This is a genomic window from Xanthomonas sp. F1 (assembly GCF_014199855.1).
Genome location: NZ_JACHOK010000001.1, coordinates 1119976 through 1141707 on the forward strand (window position 1 = coordinate 1119976; position 21732 = coordinate 1141707).

Below are 21732 nucleotides of genomic sequence, written 5' to 3' on the forward strand. Positions count from 1 at the left end.
GAATACGCCGCCGGCGTCCTTGCGCCGCGCGATACTGGAATCCCACCGCTTCCGCCTGCATCCATGTCCGACTTCAATCTCGCCCTGCTCGGCTTCGGCTACGTCGGCCGTACCTTCCATGCGCCGCTGATCGCGCACACGCCCGGCCTGCGCCTGCATACCGTGGTCTCGCGCCAGGCCGAGGCCGTGAACGCGGCCTGGCCACAGGCACGCGTGGTCGCCGATGCGGCGCAGGCCTTCGCCGATCCACAGATCGATGCGGTGGTGATCGCCACGCCCAACCAGACCCACGCGCCGCTGGCGCTGGCCGCCCTGGCGCAGGGCAAGCACGTGCTGGTGGACAAGCCGTTCACCCTGGACGTGGCCGAGGCGGAGCAGGTGCTCGCGCAGGCGCAACGTGTCGGCCGCATCGTCAGCGTGTTCCAGAACCGTCGTTGGGACGGCGACTTCCTCGGCGTGCGCGCCTTGCTCGAAGCCGGCACGCTGGGCGAGATCGCCGAGTTCCATTCGCACTTCGATCGTCATCGTCCGCAAGTGGGCGACCGCTGGCGCGAGCACGCGCTGCCTGGCTCGGGGCTGTGGTTCGACCTGGGGCCGCATCTGCTCGACCAGGCGCTGCAACTGTTCGGGCCGCCGCAGGCGCTGCAGGCCGACCTGGCACTGCAGCGGCCGGGTGCGCAGGCGGTGGACTACGTGCATGCGGTGCTGCGCTATCCGCGGCTACGGGTGGTGCTGCATGCCGGTTCGCTGGTCGCCGCCAACGGCCTGCGCTTCGCGGTCCACGGCACCGGCGGCAGCTATCTCAAGCATGGACTGGATACGCAGGAAGCGCAGTTGCGCGCCGGCGTCGTGCCGGGTGCGCCGGACTGGGGCGCCGATCCCCTGCCCGGCCAGTTGCGCCTGGTCGGCGCCGACGGCACCCACGCCGTGCAGCCCCTGCCGGCACACCGCGGCGATTACCGCGACTGCTACGCGGCCTTTCGCGAGGCGCTGGCCGGGCGTGGGCCTGCGCCGGTGGATGCGGCGCAGGCGCTGGCGGTGATGCGCCTGCTGGAGGCGGGCGTGCGCAGCGCCGCCTCCGGGTGCAGCGTGACGCTGGACTGAGCGACACGTCAGGCCGGATGCGTGCCGCCCGGCGCGGGCGCGTCGCCGCCCTCGTGCTTGATCGCATGGCCGCCGAACTGGTTGCGCATCGCCGCCAGCAACTTGTCGGCGAACGAATCGTCGTCGCGCGAGCGCAGCCGCTCCAGCAACGAGAGGGTGATCACCGGCGCCGGCACGTCCAGGTCGATCGCCTCGGCCACGGTCCAGCGACCTTCGCCGGAGTCCTGGACGAACGGCGCGATCCCGGCCAGGGTCGGGTTGGCGCCCAACGCATCCGCACACAGGTCCAGCAGCCACGAACGCACCACGCTGCCCTGGCGCCAGACCTCGGCCACCTGGTGCAGGTCCAGCGCGAACTCCTGCTTGCGCCCCATCAGCGCGAAGCCCTCGGCATAGGCCTGCATCATCCCGTACTCGATGCCGTTGTGGACCATCTTGGTGAAGTGGCCGGCGCCGCTGGGGCCGACGTGCCCCCAGCCGGCATCGGTCGCCGGCGCCAGCGTCGCGAACACGTCGTGCAGGCGCCGCACCGCGGCGGTGTCGCCGCCGATCATCAGGCTGTAACCCTCGCGCAATCCCCACACGCCGCCGCTGGTGCCGCAATCGACATAGGCGATGCCATGCGCGGCGAGTTCGCCGGCACGGCGCATCGAATCCTTGTAGTAGGAATTGCCGCCGTCGATCACCACGTCGCCCTTGTCCAGCAGCGGCAGCAACGCGGCCAGGGTGTCGTCGACGACCTTGCCGGCGGGCACCATCAGCCACACCGCGCGCGGCGCCGGCAGCGCCGCGATCAACGCGGCCATGCTGTCGACCGCTTCCACCCCGCGCTGCTGCGCCGAGCTGCGTGCGGCCTCGCCCAGGTCGAAACCGACCACGCGATGCCCGCCGCGCACCAGCCGCTCGGCCATGTTGGCGCCCATCCGGCCCAAGCCTACAAGTCCAAGTTCCATGCGTCGTTCCCGGTTCGAAAAAGGAGGATTAGGGTCTCACGAAGCAGTCGCGCCGACGTGACGCGCAGCTAAGGCGCCGGTGCGGTGGCTTGCGCCGGCGGTGGCGCCTGCGCGCACGCGCGCAGCTGCAGGTCGCGCCAGCGCTGGTACAGCGTGGTGTGCAGATTCTGCAGGGTCAGCTCGATCGCGAACGGCGTGCGTGGATTGCGATCCAGCAAACGCACCACGTGGTAGCCGATCGGCTTGACGCCCTTGGGATGCACGTAGACCTGAAAGCCACGGTAGAACGGATCGTCGAGCAGGGCATCCAGTTGCGCGAGCACCGTCTGTTGCGCCGGGTCCAGGCGTGCGTGCAGCGCCGGGTCGCGCTCGTACAGCAGCCGCTCGAAGCGCTCGCGCCCCGAGCCGCGCAGCGCCTTTGCCAGTTCCCAGATGCGCCGGTTCTGGCCGTCGTAGTACGCGAAGCCGCCGTGGGCGCGCAGCGCCGCCGCGGCCTCGGCGCTGACCGCGGCGACCACGAAGTTTTCCGCCTGGTTGTTGATGTCGTCCAGGTAGCGGCGCTCGAACACGTGCACGATGTAGCCGGGCACACCGAGGAAGGCCGCACGGCCGCGCTGCGCGGTCCTGGCCGCCTTGCCGTCGGCGAAGAACTCGCCGGCGTGCGCGCCGAGCAGGATGCTGTCGGTGTCGTGCAGGGTCAGGAAGGTGCCGATCGACAGCTCGTCGGCGCTGAACGCACGATCGAACGCGGCATCGCCATACAGTTCGCGCTGGGTGGCCAATTGCGCGATCTGCCGGCCGACGCCGCATTCCGAGCGCACGTGGCCGCTGTAGAACGCCTCGATCGCCTGCGCGTTGCCGCCTGCCGGGCGATAGCCGCGGCCGAAGCTGCGGAAGCGTTCCCAACCCTGCGCCTGCGCACCGCGCAGGCCGAAGCCGATCCAGCCCAGTTGCAGCGCCGAGAAGCGATAGCCGGGATTGTCCTGCAGCCGCGCGACCGCGCGCGTGGTGGCCGCCCCCAGTTGCAGGAAGTAGCCGCACTGCGTCGCCGGCGCGTCCAGCAAGGCGCGCAGCGCCTGCTGCCGTTGCGCGTCGTTCCAGGTCGCGGGCAAGGCCGCCTGCAGATCGCCGTGCGCCTGCGCCTCGGCCAGCGAACCGCGCTCGCAGGGCGCGCCGGCCGCGATCTGCGGTTGCGCGTCGGCGGTGCTACCGATGCGCCAGCCCAACCGCTCCAGCAGCGCGGCCAGGCAGGCCGCGCTGGCCTGGTCGGCCGGCGCCGGGGCGGCCGTGGCCGCGGCACTGGCGAGCAGCGTGGCCAACAGCAGGCCAATGCCGCGGCGCAGACGCGGCATGCGAGCGAACCGCGGTGGTCGGATCATGGAACGGGCATCGCGAACAGGAGCTTCCCTTGGCGGCGCGGCGGCGCCTGCGTAGCGTGCCGTGTGGCCCGTGCAGGGATCGCGAAACCACCCCGCCGCACCGACGGCACCGGCATTCACTCTTCCGCCATGCCCGGCGCACCTACACTGCGGCTCCCTTGGCGCAAGCGACCCCCTGCATGCACGTCCTCGTTACCGGAGGCACCGGATTCATCGGCCGCGCACTCTGTCCGGCCCTGCTCGCCGCCGGGCACCGGGTCAGCGTGCTCACCCGCGACACCGTACGCGCGGCGCGCCTGTTGCCGGCGGTGCAGGTGCTGGACGACCTGCAACGCGCCGCACCGGCCGACGCGGTGATCAACCTCGCCGGCGAGCCACTGGGCGAGGGCCGCTGGAGCGCCACTCGCAAGCGCCGCTTCCGCACCTCACGCATCGGCACCACCCGCGCTCTGATCGACTGGATGAGCAAGCTCGACGCCGCGCAGCGTCCGGGCTGCCTGATCTCCGGCTCGGCGATCGGCTACTACGGCGACCGCGGCGACGAGGTCCTGGATGAAGACAGCACGCCCGGCGACGACTTTTCCGCGCAGCTGTGCCGCGACTGGGAAGCCGAGGCGCTGCGCGCGCAAGAACTGGGCGTGCGCACCAGCCTGGTCCGCACCGGCGTGGTGCTGGGCCGCGACGGCGGCGCACTGGCGCGCATGCTGCTGCCGTTCCGTTTCGGCATGGGCGGGCGCATGGGCGATGGCCGCCAGTGGATGAGCTGGATCCATCGCGACGATCAGGTCGGGCTGCTGCTGTGGCTGCTGCAGCAAGGCGGCGACGGCGCCTACGATGCCACCGCGCCGGCGCCGGTGACCAATGCCGCATTCGCGCAGCACCTCGCCGCGACCCTGCATCGCCCTGCGCTGCTACCGATGCCGGCGGCGGCACTGCGCCTGGCCTTCGGCGAGATGGCCGACCTGTTGCTGGGCAGCCAGCGCGTGCTGCCGGCACGTGCGCAACGCGAGGGATATGTCTTCCGCTATCCGGAACTGGACGCGGCGCTGCGCGACCTGCTCACCGATTGAGCCCGCCGCAGGCCGAACCGCGCAACGTCACGACCAGCGCACAAAAGAAAACGCCCCGGCGGAGGCCTCCGCCGGGGCGTGCTGCATCAGGTCGCCAGGTCGGCACCAGGCGCCGATCGGCACGCTGCGGTCGCGCGACTCAATAGCGCTTGCAGACGGTTTCGACCACGCGATTGCCATTGGCCTGCTGACGCTGGCCCTGGATGTAGCGGCCGGTAGCACCGCCGGCGACCGCGCCGCCGACCGTGGCCAGCTTGCGGCCATCGCCCTTGCCGATCTGGTTGCCGAGCAGGCCGCCGATCGCCGCACCGGCCAGGGTGCCGCCGATGCGGTCGGGGTCGGTGCTGTTCTTGCGCACCGCGACCTTCTTGCAGTGCACACGGGTGCCGTCGCTGAAGCGGCGGCCATTGTCCTCGGGACCGTAGTGGCGCTGCGCCTCGGCCAGCGGCGCGGCGGCCGTGGCGATGGCGAGTACGGAAAGACACAAGGCGGACTTGAGAGTGTTCATGCTGATTGCTCCTGGGTGGCGGAGCCGATGCACAAGCACCGCGCTCTCGACGGGCGCCACCTTCTCACCGGATTCGCGAATGGTTCGTGAAGCGAAATCGGCCGCATTCAGCTTGCGTAGCAGCGCCTGAATCAGTCGGCGCCACCGGGCTCGCCACTCGGCGGCGCGGTCGTGACTGGCGGCTGCGCCGCAGTGGCGGCCGCGGGTGCCGGCGGCGGCGTGGGCGCTGCGGCGGGCGGCGGAGTCGGTACCGTCGACGCTGCAGGTACAGGAGCGGGCGCTGCCGGTGCCGGTGCAGTCACGGCCGCCGGCGGATGCGCAGGCGGCTCCGGTGCCGGCTTGCTCTTGGGCAGGTACTCGCTCATCAGCTGGAAGAAGCGCTTGTAGAAATCGCCGTCCTGCACCGTGCTGCTGGCGACCCGCACCATCGAGTCGTCGCTGCTGCCGATCGGTAGCGACACCGAGCCGAGCACGCCGACGCCGACGCTGGCCGAGGTCGGGCTCTTCTTCAGCGCATAGCGGTCCTGCAGCGCACTGACGAACACCCAGGATTCGTCCTGCCCGTGCGCCACGCAGGACACGCGCAATTCCAGTTGCTCGTGCAACTCGTCGCTGGGCTGGAAGTTCTTGGTGCCTTCCACCGCATCGGCGGTGGCCTTGGAGACCACGTAGCCCTGGCTCAGCAGCGCGCGGCGCGCGGATTCGCAGGCCTGCGCCGGCTGCACCGGGTAGTTGCGCGAATAGGTGTTGTCGGAATTGAAGGTCTCCTTCACCAGGCCGTCCTGCTTGCGGGCGAAGCAGCCGCTCAGGCCGATCGCGATCAGCGCGAGCGCGGGAATGGCGAGAACCTTGGAGGGAGCGGACATAGGCCGTTGACCGGAGAGAGGGAACCGCGGCAAAGGATAGCCGCAAGCGCGTCGGCACGGCCTTGACGCCGCGGCGGCCGCTCATCCCGCGGTTAGCGAGGTGCGCGGCCCGGCCGCCGCCGGGTCAAGCGGCGGCGGGTTCCAGCGCTAGGTCCACGCGCAGCAGGCCACCGTCGCGGGCGCGGCGTTCGGCGCGCAGGTAATGATGGGCGTCGAGCAGTTCCAGGGTCGGCGGCGCCGCCAGCGGCTCCCCCCACAGGCTCAGCAGGAAGCCACGCGCGCGCAGCCAGTCAAGCAGCCGCAGCAGCCCGTGCAGGTCGCGCGGCAGCAGCAGGTCGACATCGCCGGGCAGGCGCGATGCCGCCGCCGGATCGGCCAGCCAGCGCGGATAGCTGCCGTGCAACGCGAAGGCGAACCCGTCGGCGCGCAGGGCCGCCAGCAGTTGCGCCGTGTCCGCCAGGTCGATGGGCTGGCGCCGGTGCTGGAAGATCAGCGCGTACTCGTGGCTGCGGTCGTTGCGGGTGTCGCCGGGCGCCAGTGGCTGCGCGGTCTCGCGCGAGTAGCACAGCACGCGTTCGGGACAGGGCGCGAACAGGCTGCCGAGGATCCGCGCCAGATCCCAGGCCTGCGGCACCGTGGTCTCGCCGAGCTGCACGTTCTCCACCATCGCGATGCAGAAGCCGTCCTCGCGCAGGACGCGGCGCACGCCATGGAACACCGCGCGCAGGCCGTGCAGGTAGGTGGCGTAGTCGGCACTGGCGTAGAGCTGGCTGGGCCCCGCCGCGACCGGCCAGGCGCAGCCGAAATACGGCACGTTGGTCAGGCACAGGTCCACCGGCACGGCCGGCGCGCACTGCGACAAGCCGCCGACCAGGACCTCGGCGTGCAGACCGAGCCGCTGCAGCCGTTCGCGCGCCAATACCGCGCGCGCCGCGTCGATCTCCAGGCCGATGCCGTGGCGGCCTTCCAGTTCGGCCGCGAGCAAGGTGCTGCCAAAGCCGCAAAACGGATCCAGCACGCGCGCGCCTGGCGCGCTGAAGTGGCGCACGAACGGACGCATCTGCCCGACCCAGCCGCAGTCGCGCGCGCCCAGCGGATCGCGCTGGCGCAGATCCTCCGGCAGGCGATGTTCCGGCGGATCCGGCGACGGCGTCCACCAGCTGCGGCTATCCATGCGGCGCCCGCCACAGCAGATCGCGGTCCGGCTGCCAGCCGGCGCACAGCCGGCCGTCGGCGAAGAACACCAGCTTGTAGATGTCGCCGCTGTCGTGGCGCGCCTGCATCGCCCCGTAGTCGGAGGTCTCGAACACCACCTCCATGCCATCGGCAGTAACCAGGCGCAGGTTCCAGAAGTAGTAGCCCTCGGTGATCTGCAGCGGCTGCAGCGCGCGCCACCACGGCGCGGCCATGCAGGCGCCGAGCACCTGCTCCACCGCGACCCGCGCCTGCGCCAGGTAGCGCGCGGTGCCGCCGTCGCGGTAGCCGTCGCCGAGCCGCGAGAACTCGCGGAAGATCACCGTGCGCGCCCCGCAGGCGCGCGCCCAGTCCAGATAGGCGGCGACGCCGTCGGCATCGGCGATGCCGCCGTGCTGCAGGATGCATACCAGGCGCAGCGGCAGCGCCGCGGCGATGCGTTGCGCGGTGGCAACGAAGACGTCCGCATCGGCGATCGCCTCGTCGGGGCGGAAACGCATGATCGCGTCGTTGTGCGCCTGCTGCGGATGGTGCCGCGACAGTTCGATCCACGACAGGCCGAAGCGCTGCAACGCCTGCAGCAACACCTCGCCGCGGCCGCGGGCGAAACCGGCGCCGTTGCTGTACAGCACCCGCTGTTCGACCAGCAGGCCCTCGCGCTCGGCCGCGCCCAGCGTGTGCAGGAGCTCCACGAACCAGTCTTCGTCGTCGGTCATCTCCAGCCCCGACAGCGAATGCGATAGCGGCAGCCCGCGCAGTTGCGCCAGCGCCTGGCGCAACTGCACGAAGTAGTCCGGCGGCGGCCGCAGGCTGGCTGCGGCGGTGCCGCCGGCCTGCGGCCGCAGGGTCTCCGAGCAGAAGCGGCAGCGCGCCGAGCACGGCCGTATCGACGCGTAGGGGGTGAAGGTCACCGGCTGCGCGACGCGGTAGTCGCGCGCGCCGATGCGCTGCTGTCGCCAGCGCGATGCATCCGCTTCGGCCGGCACCCGCCATTCCAGATGCGGGGTGCTGGCGCGCAGGGCGGCGAACAGCGGCGAGCCGCCGCTCAACGGCGGCGCGCTCGGCAAGGACGCGTGCATGGGCGCCTCCTACAGGCGCGCGGCGTTCGCGCGCTCGCGCACCTCGGCGAAGGTCCAGTCGTGCAGCAGGCGACCGTTCTCCCACACGGTCACCATCGCATCGTCGTAGCCGGCCGGGCCGGCGACCGCCTCGGCCGAGACCGCATCGACCGCCACCGGTTCGGTGCGATAGCTGCCGTACTCGCGGTGCCGCAGCAGGCGCATGCGCCCGCGCTTGCTGAGCTTGCCCTTGTCGGTGACCGGATCCTTGTAGACGTCGATCCAGCGGCCGTCGACGCGCGCGGCCGAGCACTTCAACGCGAACTTCTGCGTATCGCGATCAAGACGCTGCAGCAAGGCACCGCCCATGCCGAAGGCCAGGTTGTCGGTGGCGTAGCCGGCACTGGTGATGCGCTCCAGGATCGCGCGGATGCTGGTCGGGTTGACCCCGTCGCCCTGGATCACGCGCACGTGGTTGAGCACCTTGTAGCCCTTGCCGTTGACGCTGTGGCCGAAGGCCTCGTCGAGCAGCTCCAGGCACTGGTGCACCACCGCCACCGGATCGCCGGAGTCCGGGCGGATCACCACGGTGGCGCCGGAGGCGATCACCTCGTCGCGCAGCGTGGTGCCCCAATGCTCGCGAATCGCGTGGAAGATGTCGTAGCTGTCCGACACCACCGCGACCACGCCGCCGGGCTTGCCGAACTGCTTGAGCATGTTGCGGTATGCATCGACCTCGCGTTCGCGGCCCCAACTGGTGATGGTGCTGTGCTCGGCGGCGGGGATCGAATAACCCGCCATCGGCTCGTGGTAGTGCGCGCGCGCCAGCAACAGCCCGGATACGGTGTCGGTGCCGAGGAAATTGACCAGATGCGACGCGCCGCCGATCGCCGCCGACTCCAGGCTGGACACGCCGCGCGCGCCGAAGTCGTGCAGCTTGAACGGCAGCTGCCCGTCCGGATCGTCGCTGGTGCGCTCCAGGAACTGGCGCAGGGTCTGCTTGGCGTGCCAGCTCACCGTGGCCACCGTCACCGGGTACCAGATGCGCAGCAGCAACGTCTCCAGGTACGACGGCACCCAATAGGCCTGCGCATCGGTGGATTCGATGGTCATCAGCGCGTTGTGCGTCGGCACCACGCTGCCCTCGGGCACGGCGCGGATGCGGATCGGCAACTGGCCGCCGAGGCGGTCGACGATGTCGCGCCAGCCGGCTTCGTTGAACGGCTCGCCGTGCGCGGCGAACAGGTCGCGCGCCTCGTCGATGTCGGCATGGGTGACGGGGCGGCCCAGCGCCTCCTTGAGGATCGACTGCAGGCCGAAGAACACGGTGCGGTCGTAGACGCCGCCGCGCGATTCCACGTAGAAGAACGTGGCGTCGGTACCGGGCGGGTATTGCAGCCAGTGGCTGGCCTTGTAGCTATCGGTGTTGAGCAGCAGGTTGTTCAGGCATTGCATGACGGAAGCTCCTTCGCGTCTGGGAAAGCCGGCGGTCTGTCCGCCGGCCGGGAGGCCGCGTCAACCGCGGCCGAGGAAGAATTCGAGCAGGTGCAGATGGTCTTCGAACAGTTTCGGGCCCATGCCCAGCACTTCGCTGACCGGCACCCAGCGCGCCTTGTCGGCGTCGTCGCCGCCGCGCACCTCGGGCAGTTCGCCGAACACGAACTCGAAGTGGAAGGCGTGGGTGATGGTGCGCCCGCGCAGGCTGCGCTCGGGGTGGTCGAACACGTGGCGGTTCTTCAGCGAGCCCTTGAGCACCGGCACCGGGATCTTCAGCCGGGTCTCCTCGCGCAGTTCGCGCAGGCAGGCGTCGAGGATGCTCTCGTGCTGGCCGACGAAACCACCCGGCAGCGCCCACAGGCCCTTGCCCGGCGCCGCGCGGCGGCGCACCAGCAGCACGTGGCCGGAGTGCACCACCACCGCGTCGGCGGTGACGAAGGTGGGCGGATACGGCGCTTCCTTCCAGGCGGCACGGTATTGCTCGATGAACTGATACTCGGCGAGCAGCTCGGCATACGACGGCGAGTTCTTGCGGAATGCCTCGAGCATGTCGAACACCGGCGTCGGCACGTTGCCGCGCAGCATCAGCAGCGCGCCGTGGAAATCGATGCTGCCGGCCTCGAACAGGTAACGGCGCAGTTCGGTCGCCGACAGCGTCTCGGTGTGCTGCACGTCGACCAGCGGCCACTGCGGGAACTCGCGCAGGTAATAGCTGCTGGCGTCCTTGTCCATGCCGATCAGGCCGATCCGCGCCTCGGCGCTGCCGCCGTCGCTGCGCACCGCTTCGGCCACCGTCGCCTGCACCGCGGCGATCCATTGGCTTTCGTTGTACAGGTGGTCGCGCAACGGACGCAGGATCAGTCGCTCCCCAGCGCCTTCCAGCGCGGCCTGGATCATCACGCTGCGCTCGGCAACGGTCCACGGATTGCGGATGGTACGGGGGGTCTCGGCCGAGCCGATCAGGAAGATGAGTTTCTGTCCACGCGCCAGGGCGTGGCGGGCAACGGCGGCGTGGCCGTTGTGGAAGGGCTCGAAGCGCCCGATGAACACGAGATAGTCGAACTCCATGAGCATCCCTCACGGTTGGGTGGATCGCCGCGGGTCTGTCCCTTGGCGTGAGCGAAATGCTACGCCGATGCCGCAACGCGTCAAGTGACGCACCGCGCAGATTCATCGGCCGTCCAGACAGTGCTTGCGGACGCCGCACCGGCCGCGCTGCAGTGCAGCGCGCGTCGCCACGACGATCGCGCTAGCCTCGTGCGCGCCGCGGCCACGGGGACGGTCCGGCACGTCCTGCCGGCCGCTGCTCAGGCCCGCACGGCGCCCTCCTTCCCCACCCCCACATCACCGCGAGAATCGCATGAACCGATCGAGCAAGCGCGTGTCCGCCTGGCTGGTGTTGTTGCTCGCCTGCCTATGTGCGCCGGCCATGGCGCAGACTTTCGCCAAGGGTGCCGATGTCAGTTGGATCGACCAGCAGGAAAGCAGCGGCAAGGTGTTCCGCAACGCTTCCGGCGCCACCACCGATTTCTTCGCGCTGCTCAAGGGCACCGGGGTCAATGCGGTGCGGCTGCGCGTGTGGGTCAATCCGCAGGGCGGCTGGAACGACGGCGCCGACACGCTGAACATGGCCAAGCGGGCCAAGGCGCAGGGCATGCGCATCATGATCGACTTCCACTACAGCGACAGCTGGGCCGATCCCGGCAAGCAGACCAAGCCGGCGGCCTGGAACGGCCACGACTTCGCCACGCTGGTGAAGGACGTCTATTCGCATACCAGCGGCATCCTGTCCTATCTCAAGTCCAACGGCATCGACGTGAGCTGGGTGCAGGTGGGCAACGAGATCAACAGCGGCATGCTGTGGCCGGACGGCAAGACGCCCAACTTCGGCAATCTCGCGCAACTGATCAACAGCGGCTACAACGCCAGCAAGTCGGTCTATCCCGGCGCCAAGGTGATCGTGCACCTGGCCAACGGCCACGACAACGCGACCTTCCGCTGGTTCTTCGACAGCCTCAAGTCGGCCGGCGGCAAGTGGGACGTGGTGGGCATGTCGCACTACCCGTCCAGCAATGCCTGGCAGAGCGCCAACACGCAGATCGCCAGCAACATGCAGGACATGGTGGCGCGCTACGGCTCGGACGTGATCGTCAGCGAGGTCGGCATGGACTGGCAGCAGGCCGCCACGACCCGCGCGATGCTGTCCGATCTGCTGAGCAAGACCCGTGCGCTCGGCAGCCGCGGCCTGGGCGTGTTCTATTGGGAACCCGACGCCTATCCGGGCTGGCAGGGCTACACGATGGGCGCGGTGAACAACAACGGGCAACTCACCCAGGCGCTGTCGGCGTTCAACTGATCGCCGCGCGGCAGGCGCGCCACGCGGTGGTCATCGACACCACCGCCGTGCCACCATCGCGTGCTCCGTTCCTGCCGAGATCTGCCATGTCGCTGTCGCTGTCGTCCGCGCGCAAGCTCGCGCTTCCTCTGCTGCTGGTGCTGGGCGTGTGCATGGCCCCAGCGCAGGCACACAAGCCGGCGTCGCCTGCCGCGCCGGCCCCGCTCAAGGTGATGAGCTTCAACGTGCGCGTACCGGTCGACACCGACGGCGACAAGCGCTGGGACGTGCGCCGCAGCGCGATGGCCGCACTGATCCGCACGCAGCATCCGGACGTGTTCGGCACCCAGGAGCTGGTCAAGCGCCAGGCCGACTACCTGGCCGCGCAGTTGCCGGAGTACCGCTGGTTCGGCCCTAGCCGCGACGGCAAGGACGACGGCGAACGCATGGGCGTGTTCTACGACAGCCGCACGCTGAAGCTGATGGAGTCGGGCCACTTCTGGCTGTCGGACACGCCGGAGGTGATGGGCAGCATCAGCTGGGGCCATCCGCTGCCGCGCATGGTCAACTGGGGGCTGTTCGAGCGCATCGGCGATGGCCGCCGCTTCTACCTGTTCGACACCCACCTGCCCTATCGCGACGAGGACGAAGCGGCGCGCGCCAAGGGCGCGGCGCTGATCGTGTCGCGGCTGCAGGCACTGCCGGCGGACGTGCCGGTGGTGCTGACCGGCGACTTCAACACGGTGCCGGACTCGCCGACCTACCGCACCCTCACCGCCAGCCTGGTCGACGCACGCACGCAGGTGGCGCAGCCGCAGGGTCCGGAAGCGACCTTCCACGATTTCACCGGCCACCCGGACCGGCGCATCGACTGGATCCTCTCGCGCGGTCTCAAAGCCACCGACTACGCCACGCTCGACGCACGGCCGCAGGGACACTGGCCGTCGGACCACTTCCCGGTGATCGCCACGTTCGCCTGGCCACAGTGAGGCGCGTGGGCCTGCAGCATGGACCGCAGGCCCACGAACGGAAACGCCCCCTTCCGTTTGTTCGGGTTCAGTCGCGACGAGGCGCCGGCGGCAACGCCTGTCGCGGCTGAAGCCGCTCCTACGAGGCGGCGACGCAGCCGGCCCCGCCGGAAAGCTTGCGGCTCCGGCAGCAGTCGGGACTGAAGTCCCTCCCACATGGCAATGCAGGATGCCGTAGGAGCGGCTTCAGCCGCGACGGGCTTTACAGCAAGCCTGTTTTGGCCAAAGCCGTTCGCACAAGGCAACGCCGCGACCCACCGCACCGCGGCAATGTATGTCATCGAAGGCGTCCACACGCGCCGGCCTGTCAGCGCTCACGTTGACGGTGCGCTCTCGTCGGCCTGTGCACACAGCCAGTCCAACACCTGCTGCACCGGCGGCGACGGGGCCGGCGTCGGCCGCCACACGATCGAAAGCTGGCGCAGCGCCCACGGCTCCTGCAGCGGTACCGCGACCAGTTGCGCACGCACGCTGACTCGCTCCAGCGCAGCCTGCGGCAGGATCGCCACGCCAGCGCCGCGCGCCAGCATCCGGCACAGCGGTTCGATGCCGTGCACCTGCGCGCGGAGGCGCAACTGCCCGCCTGCACGCGCCGCCTGCGTGCGCAGGTGTTGCTGCAGGGCACTGTCCTCGGCCAGGCCGAGGAACTGCGCTTCCCAGACCTGCGCGAACCGCAACTGCGGCGCCTGCGCCAGCGGATGCGTGGCGGCGGCCACCAGCACCAGTCGGTCATGCCGGAACGGGTGTGCCTGCAGGCCCTGCAGATCGGCATGGTCGGCGATCACCGCCAGGTCGGCGCGTTGCTCGCGCAACGCATCGGCCGCGGCGACACTGCCCTGCTCGCGCAGCGCCAGATCGATGCGCGGATGCGCGACCAGGAACTCGGCCAGCAGCTCCGGCAGCCATTCCGACAGCGCCGCGGTATTGGCCAGCAGGCGCACGCTGGTCGGGTGGCCGCCGGCGTAGTCGCCCAGTTCGCTGCGCATCGCCTCGGCCTGGCGCAGCAACTGCCGCGCGTGCCGCAGCAGCGCGGTGCCGGCCGCGGTGAGGCCGACGCCGCGCGGGCCGCGCTCGAACAACGCGACGCCGAGCTGCGTCTCCAGCGCGCGGATGCGTGCGCTGGCGGCGGCCAGCGACAATGCTGCGCGGTCGGCACCGGCGGTGATGCTGCCCGCCTCGGCCACCGCCAGGAACAGCCGCAGATCGGTGAAATCCAGATGCATCGGCGCTCCCGCCTTCGTCGTTGCCGAAGTCTGCCTGAAGCATTCGCGCATTGTCCGGCTGCCGCGGCGCGTCGATGCTGGACGCCATGGACACCCTCGCACCGCATCTGCTGCCGATCGCCCTGGTCTTCCTGCTGGCCGGCGGCGTCAAGGGCGTGGCCGGCATGGGCCTGCCGACGGTGGCGATGGGCCTGCTCGGACTATGGCTGACGCCGACCGAGGCCGCGGCGCTGCTGGCGCTGCCATCGCTGCTGACCAACCTGCAGCAGGCCTGGGGAGCGAACACTGGCGCGTTGCTGCGACAGCTATGGCCGCTGCTGGTGTGCATCGTCGCCGGCACTTGGCTCAGCGCCGGCGTCCTCGCTGGTGCCGACCCGCGGCTGGCGCGCGCCGGCCTGGGCGCGTTGCTGGCGCTGTACGCCGTGCTCGGCCTGAGCCGGTGGCAGGCACGCCTGTCGCCATTGCAGGCGCGCTGGGCAGGGCCGCCGGTGGGCCTGGCGACCGGTCTGCTGACCGGCGCCACCGGGGTGTTCGTGTTGCCGGTCCTTCCCTACCTGGTGGCGCTGGACCTGCCGCGGGACACACTGATGCGCGCGCTGGGCTGTTGCTTCGCCGCGGCCACCCTGGCGCTGGCTGCCGCACTGGTCGCGCACGGCGCCTTCCCGACGCAGGCGCTGGGTCCCTCGCTGCTGGCGCTGCTGCCCACCGCGCTCGGCATGTGGCTGGGTGCGCGGCTGCGCCAGCGTATTTCCGCCAGCGCGTTCCGCCGCGTGTTCTTCCTGACCCTGCTCGGCCTGGGACTGCATCAGCTGTGGCAGGCGCTGGGCTGATGATGTGATCCCGCCACAACCGCTCAGCCGTAGGAGCGGCTTCAGCCGCGACCGGGCATCCCCGAGAAGGCCCGGTCGCGGCTGAAGGGCAGCTCCAACAACGAAGAAGGCCATTTGTGGGAGCGGCTTCGGTCGCGATGGGCGTCACCGGGAATGCCGGTCGCGGCTGACGCCGCTCCTACAGTCGCAATGACACACCATGCCGAGCTGCGGCAACGCGGCGTTACTGGAGGTGTCCTGAAGCCGCCCCTACGACGACACGCATCAAGCGCGCGGCAGACCAAACGCCACGCCCGCGGTTCTCACCAATCAGCAGAACTGCAGGCCTGTCCCTCAGCCCCCTGCAAGCATCGACGCGACGGACGATCGACGGGCGCACGGCGATGGCGCACGAATGTCCTGCAAGACCCGAACCCGCAATGAAAAAACGCGCCATCGCGGGGCGATGGCGCGTTCGTGTTCGCGCGACGGTGGAGCGCAGGCTCAGTCGGCCCAGCGCCCCGGGCCGGTGGATTGCGGCAGTACCTGCACTGACAGCGGACGGTCCTTCTCCAGCAGGTTGACCGCGTCGCTCAGGATCGAGGCCGATTCGCGCAGCAGCGGGTCCGGGCGTTTGTCGACCAGCTTCTCGCGCGCGGCGTCCTTGACGATGTCGCGCTCGTTACCGGTCAGGCCGTCGTCGCTGCTGTCGTCGGCCAGCGGATCCAGCGGCAGGCCGAGCTGCTTGCGGATCTCCTGGCGCTGCTTGCGCTGCGCGTCCTGCTTCTCGCGCTCGGCGCGGCGCTCGGCCTCGTTGAGCACCACGTACTTCTTCGCCGCCTCGGTGCGGAACTGGCGCACGTCCTCCTCCCACCACTGGAATTCCTTGTCGTTGGCGATGCGCGTGGTGTGCAGCGCGTCCAGCTTGGGCAGCAGCGGCGCGAAATTGCCGTATTGGGTGTGCGGCACCGCGGCGATGCGGCTCCACGGCAGCGCGTTGTCGTAGGTGCTTTCGCCGAACTCAGTGGCATCGACGCTGGCCGGGAAGGCGATGTCCGGCACCACGCCCTTGTGCTGGGTGCTGCTGCCGCTGACGCGGAAGAACTGGGCGATGGTCAGCTTGACCTGGCCGAAGCGGTCGGTCTCGTTGGCCGGCCAGCGGTCCAGGTCGACGATGTTCTGCACGGTGCCCTTGCCGAAGCTGGTTTCGCCGATGATCAGGCCGCGGCCGTAATCCTGGATGGCGCCGGCGAAGATCTCCGACGCCGAGGCCGAGCCGCGGTTGATCAGCACCGCCAGCGGGCCGTCCCAGGCCACGGCCGGGTTCTGGTCGCTGTTGACGGTGACGCGGCCGCCGGATTCGCGCACCTGCACCACCGGGCCCTGCTCGATGAACAAGCCGGTCAGCTCGATCGCTTCGTCCAGCGAACCGCCACCGTTGTTGCGCAGGTCCAGCACCACGCCGTCGACCTTGTCGGTCTTGAACCCGGCCAGCAGCTTGGCCACGTCGCGGGTCGCCGAGGCGTAGTCCTTGGCGTTGCGGCGGCGGCCTTCGAAGTCCTGATAGAACGCCGGCAGCTTGATCACGCCGATGCGCCGCGCCGGCTCGCCGTCCTTCGCCGGCAGCTCGATGGTCTCGCCCTTGGCGGCCTGTTCGGCCAGGCGCACCTTCTGCCGGGTCAGCAGCACCTGGCGGTGCTTGCCGTCCACGCCGGCTTCGGCCGGGATGTACTCCAGGCGCACCTGGGTGTCCTTGTCGCCGCGGATCTTGGCGACCACGTCGTCGATGCGCCAGCCGATCACGTCCTCGACCGGACCGCTCTTGCCCTGGCCGACGCCGACGATGCGGTCGCCCGGCTTGAGCGTGCCGTCCAGCGCGGCCGGGCCGCCCGGGATCACCTCGCGGATCACCACCAGGTCGTCCTGCTTCTGCAGCTGCGCGCCGATGCCTTCCAGCGACAGCGACATCTGCTGGTTGAAGTTCTCGGCGGTGCGCGGGGTGAAGTAGTCGGTGTGCGGGTCGACCGTATTCGTGTAGGCGTTCATGAAGAACTGGAACACGTCCTCGCTCTTCAGCTCCTTCACCGAGTCGTCGAGGTTGGCGTAGCGCTTATCGAGCGTCTTGCGGATGTCCTCCGGCTTCTTGCCGGCGAGCTTGAGCCGCAGCCAGTCGTTCATCACCGACTTGCGCCACAGCGCATCCAGTTCCTGGTCGTCCTTGGCCCACGGCGCGTTCTTGCGGTCGTACTCGAACTTCTCGTCGCCGTCGAAGCTGAAGTCCTGCTTGAGCAGCTTGCGCGCGTAGGCGATGCGCTCGTCCACCCGCTGCCGGTACACGGCGAAGATCTGGAACGCCGGTTCCAGCTGGCCGGAGGAAATGTTGGCACCGAGGTTGTTCTGGAAGGCGGCGAACTTGTCGATGTCGGCCTGGGTGAAGAACTGCTTGCTGCCGTCCAGCGTCTCCAGATACTTCTTGAAGACCTCCTTGGAGGTCGCCTCGTCGAGGGCGCGCGGCCGATAGGCGTAGCGGCTGTCGGAGAGCAGGCCGTACACCAGCTTGGCGGTGGTGGCCTGGTCGGCGGTGGCAGCGGCCGGCAGGGCCGGCGCATCGGTACGCGCGAACAGCGCCAGCGGTGCGGTCAGCGCAAACGCCAGCAGGAAGGCGGAAGCTTTGAATTTCATCTGGGGACTCTCGGCACCAGGCCGTCAGGGGGGCAGCACATCGCATGAGACAACACGACAGTGACGCAAGTTGCAGGCCGTGTCACCTGTTCATGAAGCAGACTAGCGGCCGGCCTGCGCAGAAGTGTGAACGCTGCCGATGCGAGCCGTGCGGACGGTCGTCCTGCGGCGACGAACGCGCGCGCCGTCGCCGCGGCAAGGCGCGCTGTGAGCAGATGCGGCTCAGGCGGCGACGCCGGCGCCAGCGGCCTGGCGATCGGCATGGTAGGACGAACGCACCATCGGGCCGGAGGCGACATGGCTGAAGCCCAGCGCGTTGCCGTACTCCTCCAGCGCCTTGTATTCGTCGGGCGTCCAGTAGCGCATCACCGGGTGGTGGTGCGCGGTCGGCTGCAGGTACTGGCCGATGGTGACCATGTCCACGTCGTGCGCGCGCAGGTCGCGCAGGGTCGCCTGCACCTGCTCCAGGGTTTCGCCGAGGCCGAGCATGATGCCGGACTTGGTGGCGATGGCCGGGTGCTGCGCCTTGAACTTCTTCAGCAGGGTCAGCGACCACTGGTAGTCGGCGCCGGGACGCACGTTGGGATACAGGTCCGGCACGGTCTCGATGTTGTGGTTGAACACGTCCGGCGGATTGGTCGCCAGGATCTCCAGCGCGCGGTCCATGCGGCCCTTGCCGCGGAAGTCCGGGGTCAGGATCTCGATGCGGGTGGCCGGCGCGGCAACGCGGATCGCGCCGATGCAGTCGGCGAAATGCTGGGCGCCGCCGTCGCGCAGGTCGTCGCGGTCGACGCTGGTCACCACCACGTACTTCAGGCCCATGTCGGCCACCGTCTGCGCCAGGCTGGCCGGCTCGCCGGCATCCGGCGGCTTGGGCCGGCCGTGGGCGACATCGCAGAACGAGCAACGCCGGGTGCAGACCTCGCCCAGGATCATGAAGGTGGCGGTGCCGTGGCCGAAGCACTCGTGGATGTTCGGGCAGCTGGCCTCTTCGCAGACGGTGACCAGGCGGTTCTCGCGCAGCTTGGCCTTGAGGGTCTGCACCGCATTGCCGGAGGGAATGCGCACGCGGATCCACGAGGGTTTGCGCAGCACCGGCGCGTCGGCGAACTGCACCGGCGAGCGCGCGATCTTGTCGCCGCCCAACTGCTTGACGCCGGTCTGCAGCGGCGCGGAGGCGCTGTCGCCGGAAAGGACCTGCAAGGGAATGGAGCGTGCGCTGGGCTGGGTCATGGCGTGGTCGGCGGGCAGGCGGTCAGGCCGCGTGCGTGAGCGAGAGGTCGGGCAAGGCGTCGAGCGGCTGCAGGGTCAGCCCGAACTGGCGCGCCAGTTGGGCCAGCAGGACCGGAGTGACCGCCTGCATGCCGGAGGGACCGCCCAAGTCTAGCACCGCGGTCACCTGCAGGCCCTGGTAGCCGCAGGGATTGATCCGGTGGAACGGCTCCAGGTCCATCGCCACGTTGAACGACAGGCCGTGGAAGGTGCAGCCGCGGCGCACGCGAATGCCGAGCGCGGCAACCTTGGCGCCGCCGACGTAGACGCCTGGCGCACCGTCGCGGCGCCGGCCGAGGATGTTCCATTCGTCGAGGGTGTCGATGATCGCCTGCTCGATCCGGCACACGTAGTCGCGTACGCCGATGTGCAGCCGGCGCAGGTCCAGCAGCGGATACACCACCAACTGGCCAGGGCCGTGGTAGGTGACCTGGCCGCCACGATCGACCTGCAGCACCGGGATATCGCCGGGCGCCAGCACGTGTTCCGGTTTGCCGGCCTGGCCGAGGGTGAATACCGGATCGTGCTCGACGACCCACAGCTCGTCGGGCGTGGCCTCGTCGCGCGCGTCGGTGAAGCGCTGCATTGCCCGCCACACCGGTTCGTAGGGCTGGCGGCCCAGCTGGCGGACGCGGCACGGCGGCAGCGTGAGTGCCGGCGCCACTGGCGCGTCCGCGGCTACAGCGTCCACTTCACTTCCGGGTGCTCGCGCAGCGCCTGGTGCGCAGCGTCGTACTGGGCGCGGTCCACCGCACGGAAGGCGATGCGCACCGACACGTACTTGCCGTTGGACGAATGCTTCCAACTGATGCGCTCGTCCATCACCTCCACGCCGGCAGCGGCGAGCAGGCGCGGCAGTTCGGCCTCCAGGCCAGTGTTGGCGGTGCCCATCGCGCTGAGTTCGAACACGCCGGGGAACTGGAAACCGTGATCGGGGTTGTCGGAAGTGATGTCCATGCCCGCATTATCGGGCCGGCGCCGGGCAAACCCAAGGCCGGGCCCGGGGCATGCATCGGCTCGGGGCCTCGAAGCTGCGCAGGCCGGGAATCGGCCAGCTTGCCCGAGTCGGCGTAGCGCGGCAGGTCTCCAGGCGCATTGGCCCTCCCGCTGCGCAAGTCGCGCCACGGTCTTCACATGCAAGCGGGCAAATGGGACGGACAAACCCAAACGGACGAATTTGTCCGCTGCGGTGCATTTGCCTATCCTTCACCACACGGGCTGCGTTCATGGTCCGGGGTGTTCGCCCGCATCGGTTGCCTGCAGGCGCGCTTCGTCGCTCAATCCCTTCCGACCAGAGACGCCGTTCATGCCGCCATCGCGCCCGCTCCTCCCCGTTGCCCTGGCCCTCGCCCTCGTCTCAGCGCCGGCAGCGGCCACCGAACAGTGCCCTCGCGACACGCTCGATGCCACACCGCCGACGGTGAACTTCCGCGTCGACAACGACCTGTTCGGCGGCGCCGGCCAGGACCAGGGCTATACCAATGGCTTCGGCCTGATCCTGGTCTCGCCGAACCTGCGCGACTACACCGACGACCCCTGCCTGCCGCGGCTGGCTAGAGCAGTGAACCGCGGCTTGGCCTGGCTGCAGCCGAACAGCGACTTCACCCAGCGCAACATGACTTTCGCGATCGGGCAGGCGCTGTTCACCCCCACCGACAAGACCCGCCGCGACCTGATCAAGGACGACCGCCCCTACGCCGGCCTGTTGCTGATGAACATCGGCTACAACGCGCGCAACGACGACCGCCTGCGCACCACGCAACTCACCCTGGGCCTGATCGGCCCCTCGGCGCAGGGCAAGCAGGTGCAGGATGCGGTGCATGAACTGCTCGGCGACGCCAAGTTCCAGGGCTGGGACAACCAGTTGCACGACGAACCGGTGTTCCGCGTGCTGCACGAACGCATGCGCCGCTGGTCCGGCGACGGCAGCCGCGACGGCTGGGGCTGGGACGCGATTAGCCACTGGGGCGGCGCGCTGGGCACGCTGGATACCCACGCCAATGCCGGCATGGAACTGCGCCTGGGCTGGAGGCTGCCGGACGATTTCGGCAGTTCACCGCTGCGCCCCGCCGGCGAGAACGTCGCCCCGCCGGCCAGCAGCATCGGGAGCGGTTGGTCGGCGCATCTGTTCGTGACCAGCGACGGCCGCTGGGTGCTGCGCGACATCACCCTGGACGGCAACACCTTCCGCGACAGCCACAGCGTGAAGAAGCGCCCCTTCGTCGGCAATGCCGGCATCGGCCTGGAAGTGGCGCGCGGCAAGTGGAAATTCGCCCTGACCCGCTATTGGAGCACCCGCGAGTTCGACCTGCAGCAGCAGACGCCGGTGTTCGGGAGCTTCACGATCAGCTATCGGCTTTGAGGCCGGGACTCGGCACAGGAGCAAGCTGTCTCGAGCGATCGCCACCAAGCGATCTGCTGAAGAAGCTAGATGTCTCTTGTGGGAGGGGCTTCAGCCCCGACGGGCTTTCCCAGTAAAGCCCGTCGGGGCTGAAGCCCCTCCCACAGTGCAATCGCAGGACGTCCCGAACCCCGACGCTGTAGATACCGTCTTACCCCCTAGCAGGCAAGGGCCCTTTTCGGGTCGAACGCGGTGCCCGATTTGAGGACGCCGTAGGCGAGGTGCAGGAGCTTGCGCATGGCAGCACACACGATCTGTTTGCCGGCTTTGCCGCGTTCGCTCAGCCGTTGTTTCAGCGCTCGGATGACCGGGTTGTGGGTCATGGCGACCAGGGCCGGCATGAACAGGCCGGC

At 69.6% G+C, this 21732-nt stretch carries 19 protein-coding genes and 1 pseudogene; 6 read left to right on the forward strand and 14 right to left on the reverse strand.

Annotated elements, in window-relative coordinates:
• Positions 1-63 precede the first annotated feature (63 nt).
• Positions 64-1104 carry an oxidoreductase gene (locus tag GGR71_RS04610; RefSeq protein WP_160961666.1) on the forward strand — a complete coding sequence of 347 codons (1041 nt, stop codon included), beginning with the start codon at positions 64-66 and terminating at the stop codon, positions 1102-1104.
• Between the two features lie 8 nt (positions 1105-1112).
• Here GGR71_RS04610 and gnd read toward each other — a convergent pair whose 3' ends face one another.
• Positions 1113-2057: a phosphogluconate dehydrogenase (NAD(+)-dependent, decarboxylating) gene (gene gnd, locus GGR71_RS04615; RefSeq protein ID WP_160961663.1), complete on the reverse strand. Its 945-nt coding sequence runs from the start codon at positions 2055-2057 to the stop codon at positions 1113-1115.
• A 68-nt stretch (positions 2058-2125) separates the two neighbouring features.
• Entirely contained in the window at positions 2126-3436 is a 1311-nt protein-coding gene (locus GGR71_RS04620; protein WP_456362579.1) for a hypothetical protein, read from the reverse strand.
• Between the two features lie 179 nt (positions 3437-3615).
• On the opposite strand from GGR71_RS04620, the gene GGR71_RS04625 reads away from it, so the two are divergent.
• Positions 3616-4506, forward strand: a complete 891-nt coding sequence (locus GGR71_RS04625; protein ID WP_160961661.1) for a TIGR01777 family oxidoreductase — start codon at positions 3616-3618, stop codon at positions 4504-4506.
• Positions 4507-4645: 139 nt separating this feature from the next.
• Here the strand turns inward: GGR71_RS04625 and GGR71_RS04630 are convergent, their stop codons facing one another.
• The 6 genes from GGR71_RS04630 to GGR71_RS04655 form a co-directional block, all read right to left on the reverse strand.
• A complete protein-coding gene (locus tag GGR71_RS04630; protein WP_048492391.1) occupies positions 4646-5014 on the reverse strand; it encodes a glycine zipper 2TM domain-containing protein in 369 nt (122 codons plus the stop codon).
• 131 nt (positions 5015-5145) lie between these two features.
• Positions 5146-5880, reverse strand: a complete 735-nt coding sequence (locus tag GGR71_RS04635; RefSeq protein ID WP_160961658.1) for a DUF2242 domain-containing protein — start codon at positions 5878-5880, stop codon at positions 5146-5148.
• Positions 5881-6004: 124 nt separating this feature from the next.
• The gene (locus GGR71_RS04640; RefSeq protein WP_160961655.1) at positions 6005-7054 is read right to left on the reverse strand and encodes a TRM11 family SAM-dependent methyltransferase; all 1050 of its coding nucleotides are present in this window, start codon (positions 7052-7054) and stop codon (positions 6005-6007) included.
• Complete coding sequence (locus tag GGR71_RS04645; protein ID WP_160961653.1) at positions 7047-8153, reverse strand: radical SAM family protein; 1107 nt, start codon at positions 8151-8153, stop codon at positions 7047-7049. Before GGR71_RS04645 ends, GGR71_RS04640 begins: the two co-directional genes overlap by 8 nt.
• A 9-nt stretch (positions 8154-8162) precedes the next feature.
• On the reverse strand, positions 8163-9587 hold the full coding sequence (locus GGR71_RS04650) for a nicotinate phosphoribosyltransferase (protein ID WP_160961650.1): 1425 nt from the start codon (positions 9585-9587) through the stop codon (positions 8163-8165).
• Positions 9588-9647: 60 nt separating this feature from the next.
• Positions 9648-10703 (reverse strand): bifunctional nicotinamide-nucleotide adenylyltransferase/Nudix hydroxylase, encoded by a 1056-nt coding sequence (locus tag GGR71_RS04655; RefSeq protein ID WP_048492386.1) that lies wholly within the window; start codon positions 10701-10703, stop codon positions 9648-9650.
• A 286-nt stretch (positions 10704-10989) separates the two neighbouring features.
• On the opposite strand from GGR71_RS04655, the gene GGR71_RS04660 reads away from it, so the two are divergent.
• A complete protein-coding gene (locus GGR71_RS04660) occupies positions 10990-11985 on the forward strand; it encodes a glycosyl hydrolase 53 family protein (protein ID WP_160961647.1) in 996 nt (331 codons plus the stop codon).
• A gap of 71 nt (positions 11986-12056) precedes the next feature.
• Positions 12057-12953 carry an endonuclease/exonuclease/phosphatase family protein gene (locus tag GGR71_RS04665; RefSeq protein ID WP_456362585.1) on the forward strand — a complete coding sequence of 299 codons (897 nt, stop codon included), beginning with the start codon at positions 12057-12059 and terminating at the stop codon, positions 12951-12953.
• A 353-nt stretch (positions 12954-13306) separates the two neighbouring features.
• Here GGR71_RS04665 and GGR71_RS04670 read toward each other — a convergent pair whose 3' ends face one another.
• Complete coding sequence (locus GGR71_RS04670; RefSeq protein WP_160961642.1) at positions 13307-14215, reverse strand: LysR family transcriptional regulator; 909 nt, start codon at positions 14213-14215, stop codon at positions 13307-13309.
• An 86-nt stretch (positions 14216-14301) separates the two neighbouring features.
• Between GGR71_RS04670 and GGR71_RS04675 the strand changes: the two genes are divergently transcribed.
• The gene (locus GGR71_RS04675; RefSeq protein ID WP_160961640.1) at positions 14302-15045 is read left to right on the forward strand and encodes a sulfite exporter TauE/SafE family protein; all 744 of its coding nucleotides are present in this window, start codon (positions 14302-14304) and stop codon (positions 15043-15045) included.
• 483 nt (positions 15046-15528) lie between these two features.
• On the opposite strand, the gene GGR71_RS04680 is transcribed toward GGR71_RS04675, so the two are convergent.
• From GGR71_RS04680 to GGR71_RS04695, 4 genes are all read right to left on the reverse strand, one after another.
• Complete coding sequence (locus GGR71_RS04680) at positions 15529-17706, reverse strand: carboxy terminal-processing peptidase (RefSeq protein ID WP_160961637.1); 2178 nt, start codon at positions 17704-17706, stop codon at positions 15529-15531.
• A gap of 222 nt (positions 17707-17928) precedes the next feature.
• Positions 17929-18939, reverse strand: coding sequence for a lipoyl synthase (gene lipA, locus GGR71_RS04685; protein WP_160961635.1), 1011 nt, complete (start codon positions 18937-18939; stop codon positions 17929-17931).
• Between the two features lie 22 nt (positions 18940-18961).
• Complete coding sequence (gene lipB / locus GGR71_RS04690; protein ID WP_160961632.1) at positions 18962-19669, reverse strand: lipoyl(octanoyl) transferase LipB; 708 nt, start codon at positions 19667-19669, stop codon at positions 18962-18964.
• Complete coding sequence (locus GGR71_RS04695) at positions 19657-19935, reverse strand: YbeD family protein (protein WP_152243635.1); 279 nt, start codon at positions 19933-19935, stop codon at positions 19657-19659. The genes lipB and GGR71_RS04695 overlap by 13 nt, the downstream gene beginning before the upstream one ends.
• Before the next feature lie 349 nt (positions 19936-20284).
• Here GGR71_RS04695 and GGR71_RS04700 point away from each other — a divergent pair, with 349 nt between their 5' ends.
• Positions 20285-21340, forward strand: coding sequence for a lipid A deacylase LpxR family protein (locus GGR71_RS04700; protein WP_160961630.1), 1056 nt, complete (start codon positions 20285-20287; stop codon positions 21338-21340).
• Between the two features lie 197 nt (positions 21341-21537).
• Here GGR71_RS04700 and GGR71_RS04705 read toward each other — a convergent pair.
• A pseudogene (locus GGR71_RS04705) lies at positions 21538-21732 on the reverse strand (IS110 family transposase); the annotation flags it as partial.